The sequence below is a fragment of the Burkholderia cepacia genome (genome assembly GCF_001039005.1).
Lineage (GTDB): Bacteria > Pseudomonadota > Gammaproteobacteria > Burkholderiales > Burkholderiaceae > Burkholderia > Burkholderia theae.
Window position 1 is genome coordinate 1 of the sequence record NZ_LDWR01000108.1, and the last position, 15,911, is coordinate 15,911.

Annotated in this window: 13 protein-coding genes, 2 tRNA genes and 3 pseudogenes; 15 read left to right on the forward strand and 3 right to left on the reverse strand. The window is 55.8% G+C overall.

Translation table 11 applies throughout. The features are described 5' to 3' along the window. Positions 1-456: 456 nt before the first annotated feature. Positions 457-702: pseudogene (locus VL15_RS43900) on the forward strand (IS701 family transposase); the annotation flags it as partial. 87 nt (positions 703-789) lie between these two features. Here the strand turns inward: VL15_RS43900 and VL15_RS43460 are convergent. Further along, a pseudogene (locus VL15_RS43460) lies at positions 790-1,347 on the reverse strand (IS5 family transposase); the annotation flags it as partial. 806 nt (positions 1,348-2,153) lie between these two features. Between VL15_RS43460 and VL15_RS41390 the strand changes: the two are divergent. The 11 genes and pseudogenes from VL15_RS41390 to VL15_RS37840 all read left to right on the forward strand — a co-directional run. After that, the gene (locus VL15_RS41390; protein WP_080971094.1) at positions 2,154-2,723 is read left to right on the forward strand and encodes a fimbrial protein; all 570 of its coding nucleotides are present in this window, start codon (positions 2,154-2,156) and stop codon (positions 2,721-2,723) included. An 86-nt stretch (positions 2,724-2,809) separates the two neighbouring features. Further along, the gene (locus VL15_RS37810) at positions 2,810-3,361 is read left to right on the forward strand and encodes a fimbrial protein (RefSeq protein WP_080971095.1); all 552 of its coding nucleotides are present in this window, start codon (positions 2,810-2,812) and stop codon (positions 3,359-3,361) included. 53 nt (positions 3,362-3,414) lie between these two features. Further along, positions 3,415-4,173 carry a fimbria/pilus periplasmic chaperone gene (locus VL15_RS37815; RefSeq protein WP_053077791.1) on the forward strand — a complete coding sequence of 253 codons (759 nt, stop codon included), beginning with the start codon at positions 3,415-3,417 and terminating at the stop codon, positions 4,171-4,173. Positions 4,174-4,436: 263 nt separating this feature from the next. Then, entirely contained in the window at positions 4,437-5,177 is a 741-nt protein-coding gene (locus VL15_RS37820; RefSeq protein ID WP_230684621.1) for a fimbria/pilus periplasmic chaperone, read from the forward strand. Positions 5,178-5,182: 5 nt separating this feature from the next. Beyond that, positions 5,183-7,969: a fimbrial biogenesis usher protein gene (locus VL15_RS37825; protein ID WP_048252015.1), complete on the forward strand. Its 2,787-nt coding sequence runs from the start codon at positions 5,183-5,185 to the stop codon at positions 7,967-7,969. Positions 7,970-8,203: 234 nt separating this feature from the next. Further along, on the forward strand, positions 8,204-8,770 hold the full coding sequence (locus VL15_RS41395) for a fimbrial protein (protein WP_196319676.1): 567 nt from the start codon (positions 8,204-8,206) through the stop codon (positions 8,768-8,770). After that, complete coding sequence (locus VL15_RS39335; RefSeq protein ID WP_196319677.1) at positions 8,736-9,353, forward strand: fimbrial protein; 618 nt, start codon at positions 8,736-8,738, stop codon at positions 9,351-9,353. The genes VL15_RS41395 and VL15_RS39335 overlap by 35 nt, the downstream gene beginning before the upstream one ends. A gap of 61 nt (positions 9,354-9,414) precedes the next feature. After that, on the forward strand, positions 9,415-10,227 hold the full coding sequence (locus VL15_RS41400; RefSeq protein ID WP_196319678.1) for a molecular chaperone: 813 nt from the start codon (positions 9,415-9,417) through the stop codon (positions 10,225-10,227). Positions 10,228-10,374: 147 nt separating this feature from the next. Beyond that, positions 10,375-11,124, forward strand: coding sequence for a hypothetical protein (locus VL15_RS42435; RefSeq protein ID WP_155420403.1), 750 nt, complete (start codon positions 10,375-10,377; stop codon positions 11,122-11,124). 15 nt (positions 11,125-11,139) lie between these two features. Next, entirely contained in the window at positions 11,140-12,189 is a 1,050-nt protein-coding gene (locus VL15_RS41405) for a fimbrial protein (RefSeq protein WP_080971100.1), read from the forward strand. A 260-nt stretch (positions 12,190-12,449) separates the two neighbouring features. Continuing rightward, a pseudogene (locus VL15_RS37840) lies at positions 12,450-12,831 on the forward strand (IS5/IS1182 family transposase); the annotation flags it as partial. A gap of 284 nt (positions 12,832-13,115) precedes the next feature. On the opposite strand, the gene VL15_RS37845 reads toward VL15_RS37840, so the two are convergent. After that, positions 13,116-13,206 (reverse strand) — tRNA-Leu (locus VL15_RS37845). Positions 13,207-13,210: 4 nt separating this feature from the next. Continuing rightward, a tRNA-Ile gene (locus tag VL15_RS37850) sits at positions 13,211-13,287 on the reverse strand. A gap of 188 nt (positions 13,288-13,475) precedes the next feature. Between VL15_RS37850 and tnpA the strand changes: the two genes are divergently transcribed. The 3 genes from tnpA to tnpC all read left to right on the forward strand — a co-directional run bounded on the left by tnpA (position 13,476) and on the right by tnpC (position 15,856). Beyond that, on the forward strand, positions 13,476-13,889 hold the full coding sequence (gene tnpA / locus VL15_RS43905) for an IS66-like element accessory protein TnpA (RefSeq protein WP_080971106.1): 414 nt from the start codon (positions 13,476-13,478) through the stop codon (positions 13,887-13,889). Next, positions 13,886-14,230, forward strand: coding sequence for an IS66 family insertion sequence element accessory protein TnpB (gene tnpB, locus VL15_RS37855; protein ID WP_048252018.1), 345 nt, complete (start codon positions 13,886-13,888; stop codon positions 14,228-14,230). The genes tnpA and tnpB overlap by 4 nt, the downstream gene beginning before the upstream one ends. Positions 14,231-14,362: 132 nt before the next feature. Next, the gene (tnpC, locus tag VL15_RS37860; protein WP_419188713.1) at positions 14,363-15,856 is read left to right on the forward strand and encodes an IS66 family transposase; all 1,494 of its coding nucleotides are present in this window, start codon (positions 14,363-14,365) and stop codon (positions 15,854-15,856) included. The last annotated feature ends 55 nt before the right edge of the window (positions 15,857-15,911 follow it).

Consider the following 15,911-nt stretch of genomic DNA (forward strand, 5'->3'; position numbering starts at 1 on the left):
GGCGTGAAGATAGTAACGGGGCACACAGGCACCTGGTCCATTGCGTGCCTTCTTTCTGCGGGTGCGTGACCGCTGCGGACAGCAAATCGCCATCGTCGCGACGGCCCGCAAGCTGGCGGTCATCGTATGGTATGTGCTGACACGCGGTGAGCCGTTCGCGTGGGACCGTCCTGCCCTGACCGCACACAAGCGCGCGCGCTGGAATTGCAAGCCGGGATGCCCGCTCAGCACGGCTCGCGCAAAGGTTCCGCCGCCGCTTACAGTCTGAAGAGCGTACGAGACCAAAAGCGTGCCGTCGCCGAGCAGGCTGAACGTGTCTACCAGCGGTTGTTCTGCAGGTGGAAATAGTCCCGCCCCAAGTCGGATATGACACGGGTACAGTGGCCCACAATTCGGATATAGCGAACGAGCGAAATTCGGTGTGGTTCATCCGTAGTGCGATTCAATTCATGAGAAATGAAGTCAATCGTAAGGGGTTGGGATCGGGAGCTTGAGGCGTTACATGCGCGTCTGGCGGACCAGTTCAACTGATCCGAGTCGCGTGAGCGGTCGCTGTCCTATCTGAAGGGACTGCTGGGCACGGCCGAGCGCAAGAACGGCTGGCAGCTTGCGGATTGGATCGGAGACTCGACCCCGGATGGGGTGCAGTACCTGCTCGAGCGTGCGAGGTGGGATGCGGACGCCGCCCGCGATGTGTTGCGTCTACGTGGTTGAACAACACGCCTGCGACGTGGTGTATGCCCCGCGCAGGATGGCTTCGCGACAAACGCTCGTCAACGTCGCAGGCCGCCGGTCGGTATGCAATTTGTCCGGACCCTTGCGTGCTTTCCCACTCAGGCCAAGTGCAGCTGGAACGGCATCCAACGTCGGCTCGAACATTAACGAATCGTGTCGGGTTGCGCCGTTCACGGTGATCGCTAACGAGACACCTCGTGCGTCGACTATGAGGTGCCGCTTCGTGCCTAATTTTCCCCGGTCGGTTGGGTTTGGGCCGGTTTCCTGGCCCCCGGGGGGCTGGCTATGCTCGCGCCATCGATGCTTGCTCGCCCCGCCAATTGATTTGATCGTGCTCGCGCAAGCGGAGAAGCATCGCTACATGCAGTCTGTCCCAGACGCCAGCGGTTTGCCAGTCGCGTAGTCGCGGCCAACAGGTCGTCCCGCTGCCGAAACCGAGTTCCTGCCGAAGGTTTTCCCAAGGATACCGCTCTGGAGCATATACAGGATGCCGTTCAGCGCAGCGCGGTCATCGACCGAACGACGCCGACCTCCCTTGGGCGAATGCTCGAACTCCGGAATCAGCGGCTGCAGCACCGCCCACAGTTCATTACGGATCGTTCTTCTTGCTATGCGCGCAACTGGAGCACCGATACGGGTTGGCGAACACCACGTCCAGTTGTGTGGGCCGGTCTTACTCGATGCATATTTCGCATTACAACCTCCCGTCTATACGTGATAAAAATAAGCGTACTTGCAATGCGTGCTTGGCCAAGATTTTTTGCATTCGTTAATATTTGTTGCAATTGGGGTGGCTGATAGAGTCGCTTTATATTCGGATGAGGCGTGCCATGCGATAAACTAGTCGTGTACAAAATAGAATGGTGGTGGTTACGCTTTTATTGCGGCAATATGAGGTGTGGTAAATCGAGCTCTAGGTTTTTGTTTCGGCGGATGCCGAATAGTAGGGAATATTCAGAACAACTAAGGCGGGTAGGCGGTGGTGTAATTTATATAATATGTCCGCCGTTGTGTGAAGGTTTTTAAGCCGTTTTGCTGCTGAAATTATTGGTAGTGATTTTCCGTTAGAGAGTGGGTGTTGGCTGTCGTGGAAATTGATTTGATGACTTGTTAGTCAAATTGTATTGTTGATGTGTGGGATTGGGTTGGCTGTTTTTGGTATTGCCAGCCGCTGGCTAGCAAGGGTGCGATAGTAATTTCGGTTCGACGGGCTGGCTGATGATGGCGGTTCCAGTGCCGGTGTTTTGAGGGTTCGAGTCGAGATTTCTGGTTGTTGTGGGAGGGATGTTTTGTTAAGTAATGGTTGGTGAGTGCTATTCTGAGCGGTGGGTGTGTTGGAGGGGCGGGTCGCGGGGATTGCAATAAGCCCGAAGCTGTGTGAAATTTTACTCGGATTATTTTTTGGGAGCGGTGATCTTATGAATGAGAAATTCTTCGCAAAAAGAATGGCGCGGGCTATACAGATCGTGGCGGGTGTGTCAGCGATTGTGTGGATGTTGCCTAAGGCCGCTGCCGATTCTGTCACCGCCAATGGGGGGCAAATTCACTTTATTGGTCAGGTGGTCGATGCGCCTTGTACGATTTCGACGCAAAGTGCGATCCAAATTGTTAACCTGGGGCAAGTCAAGATGACAGATCTGAATTCTCCCGGCGCGAAGCAATCTCCCTTGCACAGCGTGGATCTCAAGCTGGAGACGTGCAGTGTCGACACATACAAAAATGCAAGTTTCACGTTTTCCGGCGCCACCAGTGTAGGGGATTCAACTGTTCTAAGTAATGATGGTGGGTCGGCAACTAACGTCGGGGTGTTCATGGTCGACCAGACAGGTGCTTCGGTAAAATTCGATAGTAGTACTGCGACCGCCGTTCGAGCACTTTCTAACGGAAGCAATACTATCACTATGCAGGCTGGCATGCAGGCTGTCGGCGGTGCAGCTACGGCCGGTAGCGTGAGGGCCGTTGCTAACTTTAATGTTACTTATTCGTGATTCGCCATTCGAGCGCTTTCGCGCGAGTGCGTGTCGCTTCGCGCGATTGAGCGGGGCTTATATTTGGTTGCAACCGGGGGGGGCGCATGTCGATGCTACGTGCCATGTGCGTGCTTGCGTGCTTGCTTCTGGGCTCTTCTGCCAGAGCAATGATTTCTGTTCCGCCGGATACTGGGATGCCTGGCGGACAGGTAATTTACGAGGGAGCGGTGGTCTATGCACCGTGCACGCTGAGTACGGAAAGTACCAACCAGATCGTCCGCATGGGGCAGTTTAGAACCGACCAGTTTTCCGGAAAAGGGAGCTGGGTGGGGGTGCAACCGTTCACTATCGCTCTGCAGAATTGTGAGCCTACGGTCCTGAAAACGGTTGGAGTTATGTTTAACGGGGCTGCAGATACGAGCGATCCGTTGGTATTTGCTGTGGATGGTAATGGTGGGGCGGCCACTGGGATTGGCTTGGGAATTTTCGATGACAAGGGTGAGTTGTTACCGCCCAATACACGCCCGCAACACTTGACTGATCTGCGGTACGGCGACATGGCATTGAGTTTCATGGCGAAGTATCGCGCGACTAGCGCGACGCCGACATCGGGGAAAGCCGATGCAAATATCAACTTTATTTTGATATACCAGTAAATAGAGTCCTTGTCGAGATGGATTGGATCTATTTATATAGGATTGCATATAGAATGGCGAATATTTCTGAGAATATTAGCGTTGCATTCAATATTATGATGCGCCGACTTGCTGTCGGTATCATCGTGACAGCGAGTTTTCCGTGGAGCGATTCCGCTTACGCCAGCGGTGGGGTGGCGCCAGGTGCGACTCGTTTGATCTACGTGCAGGGTGCTAGGGAGATTCCCCTGTCGGTGACTAATACCAATGCTGTTGTTCCGTATCTGGTGAAAACATGGATTACCGATGCGGATGGCGGAAACAGCGAGAATTTCTTGGTAACGCCTCCATTGTTTCGCATCGAGACGGCGCCAAGCGAGCAGACTGCGCGCGAGGTGATATTGCGCGTGCGCTATATTGGTAAGCCACCGCCGACGGACCGCGAGGTCGTGTATTACGTACACGTCCAGGCGATTCCACCGGAAGACAGATCAGGTGGCGGCAATAAACTGCAATTCGCTGTTACAAGTATCTTCAAACTCTTCATTCGTCCTGCGCAACTTGCCATGTCGTCGCAAGAGGCTCCATCAGCACTTCGCTGTACGCAAGGCGCTCAGCTGACGATCGCAAACCCGACGCCATATTTCATCACGCTTGTGAACCTAAGCGTAGGCAAACAAGCCGTTGCATTGCAATCGGGTGCCAAGAGTGTGATGGTGGCCCCGAACAGCAAGGTCGATGTGCCGCTGGGTGATGCTCGCGGAGTGGTGGTCTTCCAAACCATCAACGACTACGGCGCGATGACGCCAGCGCAGATCTGCCCGACAACTTAATGCGAACATCAGCGCGCCTGTGGCTCGAGGCATCCCGCGTGATCGGATTCACAAGGAATTCCACCGCGAGGGCCATTGTGATGGCGCCGTGTTGCTTATACAGATGCTGCGGAGAGGCATGGCGTGAGCCGCGCGGGGTGAGGTATGGAGGAGAAATGTTAGCGAAGAAGCAAATGAGATTGGGATCTGTTCTGACATGGGGCGGGTTGTGCAGGAACCGTGGCACGAAATGTCGTCTGACGGAGGGTGTTCGATCGTCCCGATTGGATCTGCAGTTCCTTTCCGTCGTGCTCGCGAGTAGCGCGATGCTTCTGGCTTCCGTGGGCGCACGAGCCGCTGATGCTGTCGATGCCGGGGGCGTGGTGCTCAATGGAACACGTGTCATCTACCCAGCAGATAGTCAGCAAGCCTCCTTGTCCCTGGTTAACACCACAAGCCACGGTACGTTCCTTATCCAATCCTGGGTAGAGGGGGCTGATGGCCAGAAGAGCGAGGATTTCATCGTCACACCGCCCCTGTTCGTCATGTCACCGAAGAAGGAAAGCATTTTGCGTCTTATCTACGCCGGCTCGCCGCTACCGACGGATCGCGAGACAGTGTTTTATCTGAACGTGAAGGCTATCCCGTCTTCGGAGAAAAGGCGCTCGCAATCGAGTGGGGGCGTGCTTGAGATCGCTATTCAGAACCGCATCAAAGTATTTTATCGCCCAAAAAAACTACTTATGTCCTCGGACGAAGCTCGCAAGCATGTGAGCTGCGCTTTGTCTGGTGACAGGCTGATCATGACCAACACGTCGCCATATTATGTCTCGACGCTGAACTTGACCGTTGGCGGAAAGAACTTGCCGAATACGATGGTTCCACCCAAGGATGCGGTGACCGTAGCCATGCCACAAGGAACTGTGGGTGCGGTGACTTTCCAGGCGGTCAACGACTATGGTGTGAATACCGTGAAGCAAGTTTGCGACGTATCAGTGCCGTTAAATAGTGCTGCTGTGCAATGAGATCCATGGCCAGACTAAACGATTTTTCGGAGCAAGGGTATGCCGCCTGCCAAGGATCGCAGCCTAAGAGGGTTTTGACATTGGTGCTGGTGCTTGCATTTCCGCCAATCTCGGCGCGAGCGGATACCTACTTCAATCCGGCTTTCTTATCCGGGGACCCCTCGGCGATAGCCGACTTGTCTCGCTTCAGCAAGACAGGGGGCCAAGCACCTGGCACGTATAGGGTTGACGTCTACCTGAACGATACTTTCGTCTCGACCAAGGATGTGACATTCAAGGCGGCGCAGCCCGCCGCGTTCGAGTTGGGCCGGACAAGCGCGCCGGAAGGTCGGGCGAGTCAAGCCGACGCTATCAGTGCTCCGGTCGCCGCAAGTGAGCTGACTGCGTCTGGTGTCGCGAACGGCGCGTCGGAGAATGCCATCGCGAGCGCTCATGCTGCAGCCACAGACAACTCAGGTTTGCAAGCGTGCATCACTGTGAATGATTTGGATTCGCTGGGTGTGAACCTGAAATCCTTCCCGGAATTGGCCAAGTTGTCGCCGGAAACCTGCGTTGACTTGCCCGCGGCCATCTCTCACGCGAGTACCACACTCGATTTTGAAAAATTGCGCTTGGATATCAGTATTCCGCAGGCCGCACTGAACAACAGCGCGCGCGGCTATATTCCACCCGACAAATGGGACCAGGGTATCAATGCAGGCTTGTTAAATTACAGCTTTAGCGGCAGCAATAGCTTTGGTAGTAACGGGGGGGGTAATAGCTACTTCCTGAATATGGACAGCGGAATCAACCTTGGTGCTTGGCGTCTGCGTGATTCCTCGACTTGGAATTACAGCAGCGGCCAAGGTACCAGCTACAGCCGCTGGCAAAATGTCTCCACCTATGTCGAGCGCACCGTTGTCCCGCTCAAGGCCGAGTTGATTGTTGGTGACGCTAACACAACCGCTGACGTGTTCGATAGTCTGGGCTTTCGCGGAGCGCAGATCGCTTCCGACGACAACATGCTGCCAGATAGCCTGAGAGGTTTCGCGCCCACTGTGCGCGGCATCGCCCGCAGCAATGCCCAGGTCACGATCAAGCAGAACGGTTACGTGATATACCAGACCTACGTGCCACCAGGCCCGTTCACGATCAATGACCTTTTCCCGACCGCTTCGAGCGGCGACATGAATGTCAGCATCAAGGAATCGGACGGCAGTGTCACGTCATATACCGTGCCGTACTCGGCCGTGCCGATCCTGCAGCGTGAAGGTCGAATCAAGTTCGCCACGGTCTTTGGTAAGTATCGTAGTGGCAATAGCAATCAGGAAAACCCTAATTTTCTGCAGAATACGGTTATTTGGGGCCTTCCGCATGGATTAACGGCTTACGGTGGTGTGCAACTCGCAGAGCACTACCGCGCCTTTGCCGTCGGCCTAGGTAGGAATCTCGGCGATTGGGGGGCGCTATCGGCCGATGTCACGCAAGCCAACGCTACACTCTCCGACGGCAGCAATCATAGTGGCCAGTCGCTGCGCTTTCTTTACGCCAAGTCGCTTGGCAAGTACGGCACCAACTTTCAGCTATTAGGCTACAGGTATTCAACAGAGGGCTTCTATACCCTCGATCAGAGCACATACCGTACCATGAGTGGCTATAACGTCAGCACATACAACGGCGTGCAGCACATCACGCCTAGCTACAACGACTACTATAATCTCAACTACACGAAGAAAGGCAAGCTGCAAATCAACATCTCGCAGTCAGTTGGGCATAGCGGCTCAATTTTTGTGTCGGCAACTCAGCAGTCCTATTGGCATACGAGCGAGACCAACACGCTCATGCAGGCTGGCTATACTGGTAGTTGGCGTGGTTATACCTATAGTTTGACCTATAACTACAATAAATCACCGGGTCAACCACAGGCAAATCAGGTTTTCGCTCTCACCGTGTCGGTGCCGTTGAGTAAGTTCATGCGCGTCGAAACCGACACTGCGGCAGCTCTGAGCACTGGTCAGTTTTCCAACACCGCATATGCTACCTATAGCAACAATACAGACACTCACGGCAACATGACACAGCAATTGGGTGTTTCAGGCACCCTGCTGGCGAGCAACAACTTGACTTACAGTATTCAACAGGGCTATGCCAATCACGATGTTGGGGGGGGCAACGGCGCTGCCAGTTTGAACTACCAAGGTACTTACGGAAACGCCAACCTAGGTTACAACTACAGCCGAGGATATCAGCAGGTTACCTATGGTGTCTCGGGTGGCGCGCTGCTGCACCGGAACGGTGTGACATTCAGTCAGCCATTGGGCGACACGAACGTGTTGATTGCCGCGCCTGGTGCTGGCGGCGTGAGCGTGCAGAATGCAACAGGCGTGAAGACCGATTGGCGCGGCTACGCGGTGGTGCCATACGCGACCACCTACCGCCAGAACCGGATATCGCTCGACGTCAACACGTTGAACGACCATACCGATATTGACGAGGCAGTGAATAGCGTAGTGCCCACGCAAGGTGCAGTGGTATTGGCGCCCTTTAAGGTTCGAGTAGGCGCAAGAGCGCTCCTCACGCTGACGCGCAACGGCCAGCCAATTCCGTTCGGCGCAGCGGTGAACGTACAGGACAACAACAACACGAGCATCGTGGGCGACCAAGGCCAAGTGTATCTGACAGGTCTGCCATTAAATGGGCAGCTTAAGGTGCAGTGGGGCGACGGACCGGACAGGCAATGCACAGTCAAGTACAGCTTGTCCACGGATAGCCTGAACGAACCCATTACTCGAGCTAAGGCGGAGTGCAAATGAAATTCGATCGGATAAAGATCGAATTTCCTGCGGTGATTGCTATGAAGCCGCAGATCGATGTCTATCCCATTATGCAGTCAGATGTTACTTTGTAGCATGCAAATCGGCCCGTGCGCGTCATCACTGGCTGCGTTATTTCCGGTCGAGCCTTCACCAATACCAAATGCTGTCGATGCGGAAAGGTGTTCGCTTCGGGTTCTTTCATATGGACTTCAATTGAGAGAGGCGGGGTGTATGAGCCACTACAAAAACTGGCGTGAGGTGCGGCGGGCATTGCGCGTGCTCCGCTGGCTGATGGAGGGAGGGCTTGCCTGCGCTCTCTTGCCGTGTTGGGCTGACACTGCGCCCTACAACCTACACATTACAGGGACGGTGATACCAACCTCGTGCGACGTGATTAACCAGTCCATCAATGTGCCGATGGGCGAAGTGGGTACATGGATATTCCAGAGTGTGGGTGCCACCAGTCCCCAGCAGAAATTCCAAATTAATCTTGATAACTGTACGGGGAACGTTACTGGCGCAAGCGTAACCTTTACTGGAAACAAAGACGGTAGCGACCCAAGTCTACTCGCGCTTTCCGACACAACTGCAGTCGGATCTGGAAATATGGCGACCAACGTGGCCGTACAAATTTTGGATTCCACGGGGAAACCATTGGCACTTTACGCCCCCGCGGCTCAATCGATTCGCCCGGGCTCTAACGCACTGAAATTCTCGCTACGTTATAAGGCCACCAACTTGCCCGTCACGGGAGGTAATGCCAATGCAGTCATGTATTTTGACGTCAACTACCAGTAAAGTGAGTGCGGCGATGGCGAATACACCACTGCGATTGCGATGGGATAAGAACTCACTTCGATATGCGCTGATCGCTGGGATACTGGTAAGCTGGCTCGGCACGTGGACCAATGAAGCGCAAGCTTCCAGCAGTACAGTCAACGTATATGGCGATATCACTGCCAGTGCTTGTAACGTCGTCAAGAGTGATCAAAGTAAGCGTGTTACGCTCGGCAGCATTCCGAGCAAGCAGTTTGCTGGCGTCGGCAGTACCGGGCTGTTGGTGCCTTTCACCTTGTCGCTGGAGAACTGCATGGCCTCGGCGTCGGGCGTGAGCGTGACGTTCAACGGTTCGGCTGATCTGACGAATAGCAATCTGCTGGCAGTCAACACGGGCGGTGGCGCCGCCAGTGGCATCGGTATCGAATTGCTGGACGATACACGCACGCAAATACCGATCAACTCGGCCAGTAAGGTGTACTCATTCACGGGCGATGCCGGACGCGTTCACCTAAAGTTTTTTGCACGGTATATGGCCACTCAGCCCACGGTAACGTCCGGCGACGCTAATGCAAGCATGACTTTCACGTTGAGTTACCAATAGGATGACGACTGGACATCGCACTGGATCGACTCGAAGCCTCAAACCTATTGGCTTGGCAGGTATGCTGTTGCTAGGGATACTCTCAATCCGAGCGCATGCCGGCGTGGTGGTGGTGGGCACGCGCTTCGTCATGGCGGCGCCACAAACTCAGCTAAGCATCTCGGTGCGCAATACGGCGAACTCACCGTTTTTAGTGAGCAGTAAAGTGGTGGGTAGGGATGAGAGGGGTGAGATCGGCTTTCAGGTAGCGGCAAGCGCACCTGATGAGGGGGTGCTCATGGTGCCTTTTGTGATTACCCCGCCGCTGTTCCGTTTGGATGGGGGGCGCGCTAACACCATCCGCTTGTTATGTACCGGGTGCCAATATCTGCCGGCGGATCGAGAATCAGTCTTTGGAGTGAGCGTAGCAGGTATTCCAGCCGGACATGTAGTGCCCAACACTGTGCAGCTGGCGGTGCGCTCGCATTTCAAACTGCTCTATCGTCCGGCCAATCTGCCGGGTAGTCCTAAAACGGCTTATCAGAAACTGCGCTGGCTTCGCCGGGGCGCGAATGTTGAAGTGATCAACCCTACCCCGTATTACATCACGATGTTTCGCGTGGAGGTGAACGATCATGAGTTGCCTGCGGCCGGCATGGTGCCGCCGTATGGACGCCGTCGGGAATCGTGGTGTTCGGCTGAGAGTGTCTGTAATCTGAAGTGGCGCAGTCTAGACGATTTCGGTAGCGTACAGCGGCCATGGCAAGTCACACTCACGCCTATTGCAAAAGTTGGGCAACCCGTCACGCTCGAGGCAGCCAGCGCGCCGTCGGCAGAGAGTGCAGCGCAGGGGGGGGGCACATTCGCATGCGAACTGGATGGAAAATCTTCCTAACTAATTAGATAGGCATCACTAATGCTAACTCGTACAGCCCCCCTTCCCCTCCTGCTTGGTCGCTTTTCTGTAGCGGCGGCCCTGTTTATGGGAGTCGCAGCGAATTTTACGCCTACTCATGCCGCACCAGGTGTAGCCGCTGCCCCGATGTCAGTGAGCGATCACGGTAAGAAATTGATGGCTGATGATCTTGACATGGAAAGCGTCGGTGAAGCGGTAGCCCTTTACCTTGCGGAGCATCCGTCGTTTCTGGTGGCGGCCAATCAGAATCTGCAGCAAGAGCAGGCCTCGGCACAGCGCCAGCTTGTGCAGCATCAGGTACTGTCCCGGTTGTCTGACCTGCTGCGCGATGAAAATACACCGACGATGGGTGCGGACAACGCTGCCGTGGCGATTGTCGCGTTCATAGATTATCACAGTCAGTCGAGCGTTCGGTTTGCTGCGGTATTAAGCGACTTTGTCAAAGTACATCAGGATGTACGCGTTGTGGTCAAGGCAGTGCAGTCTGCGTCGGATACATCGACGCCTGCCAGCTATGCCGCGCGGGTCGGCATCGCTGTGTGGCTTGAAAGCGGTGCTTCAGGTTATCTTGCTTACCTGCGCGCTCTGGTAGCGCGAGACGCTCCGCCGACACGAGCAGCCATCACGGCGGCGGCTCAGCCGCACGCATCGACCAGCGCACTGGCCGCGGCGAACGAGGACGACGTCAGCGCGCCGTTGCAGATAGATGTTGCCGCGAGTACGGCGCTGAGCCGCGTTCTGGGCTTGCGTGAAGTGCCAGCCATCATCGTGCTGCCGCAAAGTGAAGCAAATAATTCGAACATCACCGTCTTACTGGAAGGTGTTGACGCCGACGCATTAGCGCAAGCCGTAAATCGAGCTGCAAATATTCAATAGGAGCACATAGGTATTATGAATTACATCGATCGGAAGTATATTGCTCGGATTTTTCTTTGCGCGATTGCGGGCATGACTCCTGGCGTAATATTCGCGGCACCCTGTACATTGTCTAATCCCGTAGCCCTTAACTACAACATAGGGACTTTCCAGGTTACAAACCCCGATAATAATGCCGGAAGCACCGATTTGGGCGAGACGAAACAAGTAAATGCACCTTCGAAGAGTTACACATTATCCTGTTCATGCTCTGGTAGATATAATCAGCTCCATGGTACTGCCTGGGGGGATGGCGCGACTATCAATTCAAACGGCCGCACATACTTTTCCATCAACGAATATCTTGCGGCTGCAACTGCGATATATAGCCAAGGAACGTACACGTGGGTGAATACTCCGGCTAACGATATCACAAATATGGCAAGCGGATATGGTTGCGGGGACGGAAGTTTAATGCTGGGTGATACGCATAGTTTCTCTCGGGTGAAATTTTATCTCTATATAAAGAAGCCGTTCGTTGGAACTGTTTCAATCCCCCAAACGACTGTCACTAATTTGTCTCTTGATACAACAGAAAATGCGGGGCGAGGAGAGGTGGCAATAAAGTACACGCTACAAGGCACAATAGTTGTACCCCAAAGCTGCACGGTAAACTCAGGCCAAGTAATCGATATCGATTTCGGTAGTATAGCGGCTAGTGATTTTGCCTCTGGTGGCGCGGGGGGCATGCCAACAGGATTTTTGCCGCATTCCAAGTCAATTTCGGTTAATTGCACCGGTGGAGTCCAATCGACCGCGAGCCTTACACTACGTCTGGAAGGCGCGCCGGCCAGCAACACTTATCCGGATGCGCTGCGCACAAGCAACCCAGACATCGGAGTGCAAATTACTGATGCATCAAATAACCATCTAAAGCCAAATGATCCGAACAGTAAGATGCCGTTTAACTTGAATGATAATCAGGCCGTCGTCACGATCAAGGCCTATCCGGTCAGCCTAACAGGTAATCCACCGGCGGCGGGTACATTTACGACGGTAGCACTGCTACGGGTGGATTTCAATTGAACGTGGAGTTCGATGTCAGTAAGAATGAAATGAACGAGTCCCTTTGTGAAAGCGATAACGATCGAACAGTGTGTGGACCCTCGCGGAGCAACGGTATCGAATCGGTCCTTCAGAAAGACACCGAGGCGCAGCCGTTAAGGTATGCAGGGTGCATGGTAGTTGTTGAACTCCCAGAAACCCTATCGATCTGAATCGGAGCCTGGGAGTTGAGAGACACGCCGACGGGTACCGATGACTTTTTTCATGGCCTGCTGGACTCGATGATCGATCTCCGGCATCCGCTCGCGGTGATTGCGACACGGAACCGTGGTCGCAAATCGAACGTCGCTGATACCGCTGTTTGCGCGTCGCGATCGCGCAGGACAGGTGGAGGAAGACGTCGACTTGAACGGTCCGACCGCGCAATCGGCCTGCGCCGGCGTGAGCGCGGCAGGTCGGCCGCGCCTGCCGTGCTCGCCGACGAATCTGGTGCGGTTCCGGCAAGCGCTCGGCGAAGCCGGCGTCGAAGAATTGTTGGCGACCACGATCGTGGTGGCTGCCAACATGAAGGCGGTCACCGCCGCTGAATTCGAGCGCGCGATCGTGGATTCGATCGTGCAGGAGAAGGCGATCGCGATCGCGTTCGCGACCGACAGCATGCTGAATGCAAGGGAATCACGCCGGAGCACACTCGAGCTCTGGCTTACGCGTGCCTAGCGGATTTGCCGACAAGGTCCCAAGGACAAAGGTAAACTGCACGCGCTCGCCTGGACATCGTCGACTGGATCGATGGCTATTTCAATCGGCAACGCCTGCGGGGCAGGAAATCGAGGTCAATCATGTCAGGTGTCGTTGTGGTTGCGTCCGCAAGTGTGGGTTGCGGATGCAAGCGTGGCGCTTTTCAACATAAAGCGCTATATGCGAATAAATTCGCGCTTACACATAAGTGGTGCCCGGAGCCGGAATCGAACCGGCTCGCACCTTTTAGGTCGCAGCAGATTTTAAGTCCGCAGTGTCTACCAATTTCACCATCCGGGCGGAATGGTGGGCCCGGCCGGATTTGAACCGGCGACCAATCGATTATGAGTCGACCGCTCTAACCAACTGAGCTACGGGCCCGAAAATTAACAGATATTCCGTGAGCTGACATCGACAGAAACCCCGGGAATTGCCGATCCCCATCGATTATCTGTAGCTGAATTTAGAGGTCGATGGTAAGCGGCTCGGTCAGGCCGTTGGGCCACGGGGCCTGATCGAATGTATCGTAGTTCCCACTAAATTTTTTAGTGGGAGCCAAAGTGGACGAGATGTCGGCCAGCAAGAGCGTGAAGTCGAGCAAACGCCCGAACTTCGCGGACGAATTCAAGCGGGGCTTGGTTGAGCAAACGTTCGAGCCAGGCGCATCGGTTTCGCTGGTTGCCAGGCATAACGATGTCAACACCAACTTGCTCTTCCGTTGGCGTCGCCAATATCTTGAAGGTGCATTCGGTCCGCCGCGCCCTGAACATGTAGACCAGAAATCGGCCGATGATATTCCGACGTTGCTGCCGGTAAGTATTGTTGACGAGACCTCGGTCGCAGCAACTGCGGTGACGACCTCGGAAGCCGTGTCATTGGCAGAATGTGTTTGCGAGATCGAATTTGAACGGGCACGAATTCGTCTGCGTGGTGATGTATCGCCGGCAACGCTGAAGCTGCTTATTCGCGAGCTATCACGATGATCGGCTTCCCAGCGGGTACGCGTATCTGGCTTGCAGCGGGCGTTACCGACATGCGCTGCGGATTCCAGGGGCTGGCCGCGAAGGTGCAAACCGCGCTCGAAGACAATCCGCTGGGCGGCAACGTATTCATCTTCCGCGGTCGCCGCGGCGATCTTGTGAAGCTGCTTTGGGCGACTGACGACGGGCTCTGGTTGCTCGCAAAACGATTGGAGCGCGGCCGTTTTATCTGGCCGCAGGCTGACGGCGGAAAGATCCATCTGACGAGCGCTCAACTGTCGATGCTGCTCGAGGGCATCGACTGGCGACAGCCGCGACGTACTGCCGCTCTGTCGATGTTGTAAACCGCATCGAAGGCTCGTAAACTGCGACGCATGTCCAAAGATGCGCCGCTTCCCGCTACCGTCGCTGAGCTCCAGGCCCTGGTGCTCGCGCAGCAGGCGTCGCTGCTCGAACAGCAGGCATCGATCGCGAACATGGTGCGGGAGATCGCTGCTCGCGACGACGAAATCGAGCGTCTGAAGGCGCAGATCGACAAGCTCAGGCGAATGTACTTCGGGAGCAAGTCCGAGAAACTGGCCCGGCAGATCGATCAACTCGAGGCGCAGCTGGAAGACCTGACGGCCGGTCAGGGTGCTGCAGAGACGCGAGGGCATCGAGACAAGGCGTCGACGGCGCCACCCGGTCGAGCGCCCACACGAGAGCCGCTGCCGCCGCACTTGCCGCGCGACGAGATCGAACTCACACCAGATTCGGCTTGCCCCATATGCGCGACTGCGATGCAGCGGCTCGGCGAGGATGTATCCGAGCAGCTCGCCCGCGTGGCGGCCGCATTCAGAGTGATCCGCACGATACGCCACAAGCTGTGCTGTCCTGGTTGTGGTCACATCGAGCAGCCCGCGATGCCCAGCCTGCCGATCGAGCACAGCATCGCCCATCCGAGCCTGCTGGCCGATATTGCGGTATCGAAGTACGCCGATCACCAACCGCTGTATCGCCAATCGGAGATCGCGGCACGCGACGGCGTGACGCTGGATCGCGCCAGCATGGGCCGCTGGATCGGGCAGATCGCCGAGCTCTGCGGGCCGCTTGTTGAAGCGATCCAGCGCTACGCGTTGGTCCCCGGAAAGGTTCACGTTGACGATACGCCAGTCGCGGTGCTCGCGCCTGGCAACGGCAAGACGGTGACCGGCCGCTTCTGGGTGTACGTGCGAGACGATCGCCGCTCCGGCTCGACCGACCCGGCCGCGATATGGTTCAACTTCTCCTCGGATCGCAAAGGCGTCCACCCTCAAACCCGGCTCGCCGCATTCCACGGCATCCTGCAGGCCGATGCCTACGCCGGCTTCGATCAACTGTACGAAAGCGGCGAGATCCGCGAAGCGGCATGCTGGGATCACGCGAGGCGGTACATCTACGATGTTCACGTGGGCACGCCGACATCGGATACCCAGCAGTTGCTCGAGATGATCGGCGAGCTCTATAGCATTGAAGCCGACATCCGCGGCAAAGCGCCTGACGAGCGTCTGCGCGTGAGGCAAGAAAAGACCAAGCCGCTGCTCGCGAAGTTCGAAGCGACGATCAAGGCAAAACTCGCGACGCTGTCGACGAAGTCCGTGCTCGCCAAAGCAATCAACTACTCGCTGAACCACTGGGCGGCGCTCACGTTCTCCTGCGAGGACGGTCGTGCCGAGATCAGCAACGTGCTTGCCGAAAACGCCCTGCGCTGTGTCGCGCTCGGACGCAAAAACTATCTGTTCGTCGGCTCCGACAGCGGGGGCGAGCGGGCCGCAGCGATGTATAGCTTGATCGGGACGTGCAAGCTCAACGGGATCAACCCGCGCGCCTATCTGGAATACGTCCTGACCCACATCGCTGATCACAAGATCTCTCGCATCGACGAATTGTTGCCCTGGAACGTCGCCGACAAACTGAAGCCGGTCACCCAGCCTACACCACTAACCGGGTAGATCTACACGGACTCCACCACGTCATCACCATCATGCCTCACGCGCGCGCGAATGG

What these genes read in the sequence shown, in the direction of transcription:
- VL15_RS41390 (WP_080971094.1), top strand. Translation starts at nt 2,154, where the DNA reads ATGAATGAGAAATTCTTCGCAAAAAGAATGGCGCGGGCTATACAGATC.
- VL15_RS37810 (WP_080971095.1), top strand. Translation starts at nt 2,810, where the DNA reads ATGTCGATGCTACGTGCCATGTGCGTGCTTGCGTGCTTGCTTCTGGGC.
- VL15_RS37815 (WP_053077791.1), top strand. Translation starts at nt 3,415, where the DNA reads ATGGCGAATATTTCTGAGAATATTAGCGTTGCATTCAATATTATGATG.
- VL15_RS37825 (WP_048252015.1), top strand. Translation starts at nt 5,183, where the DNA reads ATGGCCAGACTAAACGATTTTTCGGAGCAAGGGTATGCCGCCTGCCAA.
- VL15_RS41395 (WP_196319676.1), top strand. Translation starts at nt 8,204, where the DNA reads ATGAGCCACTACAAAAACTGGCGTGAGGTGCGGCGGGCATTGCGCGTG.
- VL15_RS39335 (WP_196319677.1), top strand. Translation starts at nt 8,736, where the DNA reads ATGCAGTCATGTATTTTGACGTCAACTACCAGTAAAGTGAGTGCGGCG.
- VL15_RS41400 (WP_196319678.1), top strand. Translation starts at nt 9,415, where the DNA reads ATGCTGTTGCTAGGGATACTCTCAATCCGAGCGCATGCCGGCGTGGTG.
- VL15_RS42435 (WP_155420403.1), top strand. Translation starts at nt 10,375, where the DNA reads ATGTCAGTGAGCGATCACGGTAAGAAATTGATGGCTGATGATCTTGAC.
- VL15_RS41405 (WP_080971100.1), top strand. Translation starts at nt 11,140, where the DNA reads ATGAATTACATCGATCGGAAGTATATTGCTCGGATTTTTCTTTGCGCG.
- tnpA (WP_080971106.1), top strand. Translation starts at nt 13,476, where the DNA reads ATGTCGGCCAGCAAGAGCGTGAAGTCGAGCAAACGCCCGAACTTCGCG.
- tnpB (WP_048252018.1), top strand. Translation starts at nt 13,886, where the DNA reads ATGATCGGCTTCCCAGCGGGTACGCGTATCTGGCTTGCAGCGGGCGTT.
- tnpC (WP_419188713.1), top strand. Translation starts at nt 14,363, where the DNA reads ATGGTGCGGGAGATCGCTGCTCGCGACGACGAAATCGAGCGTCTGAAG.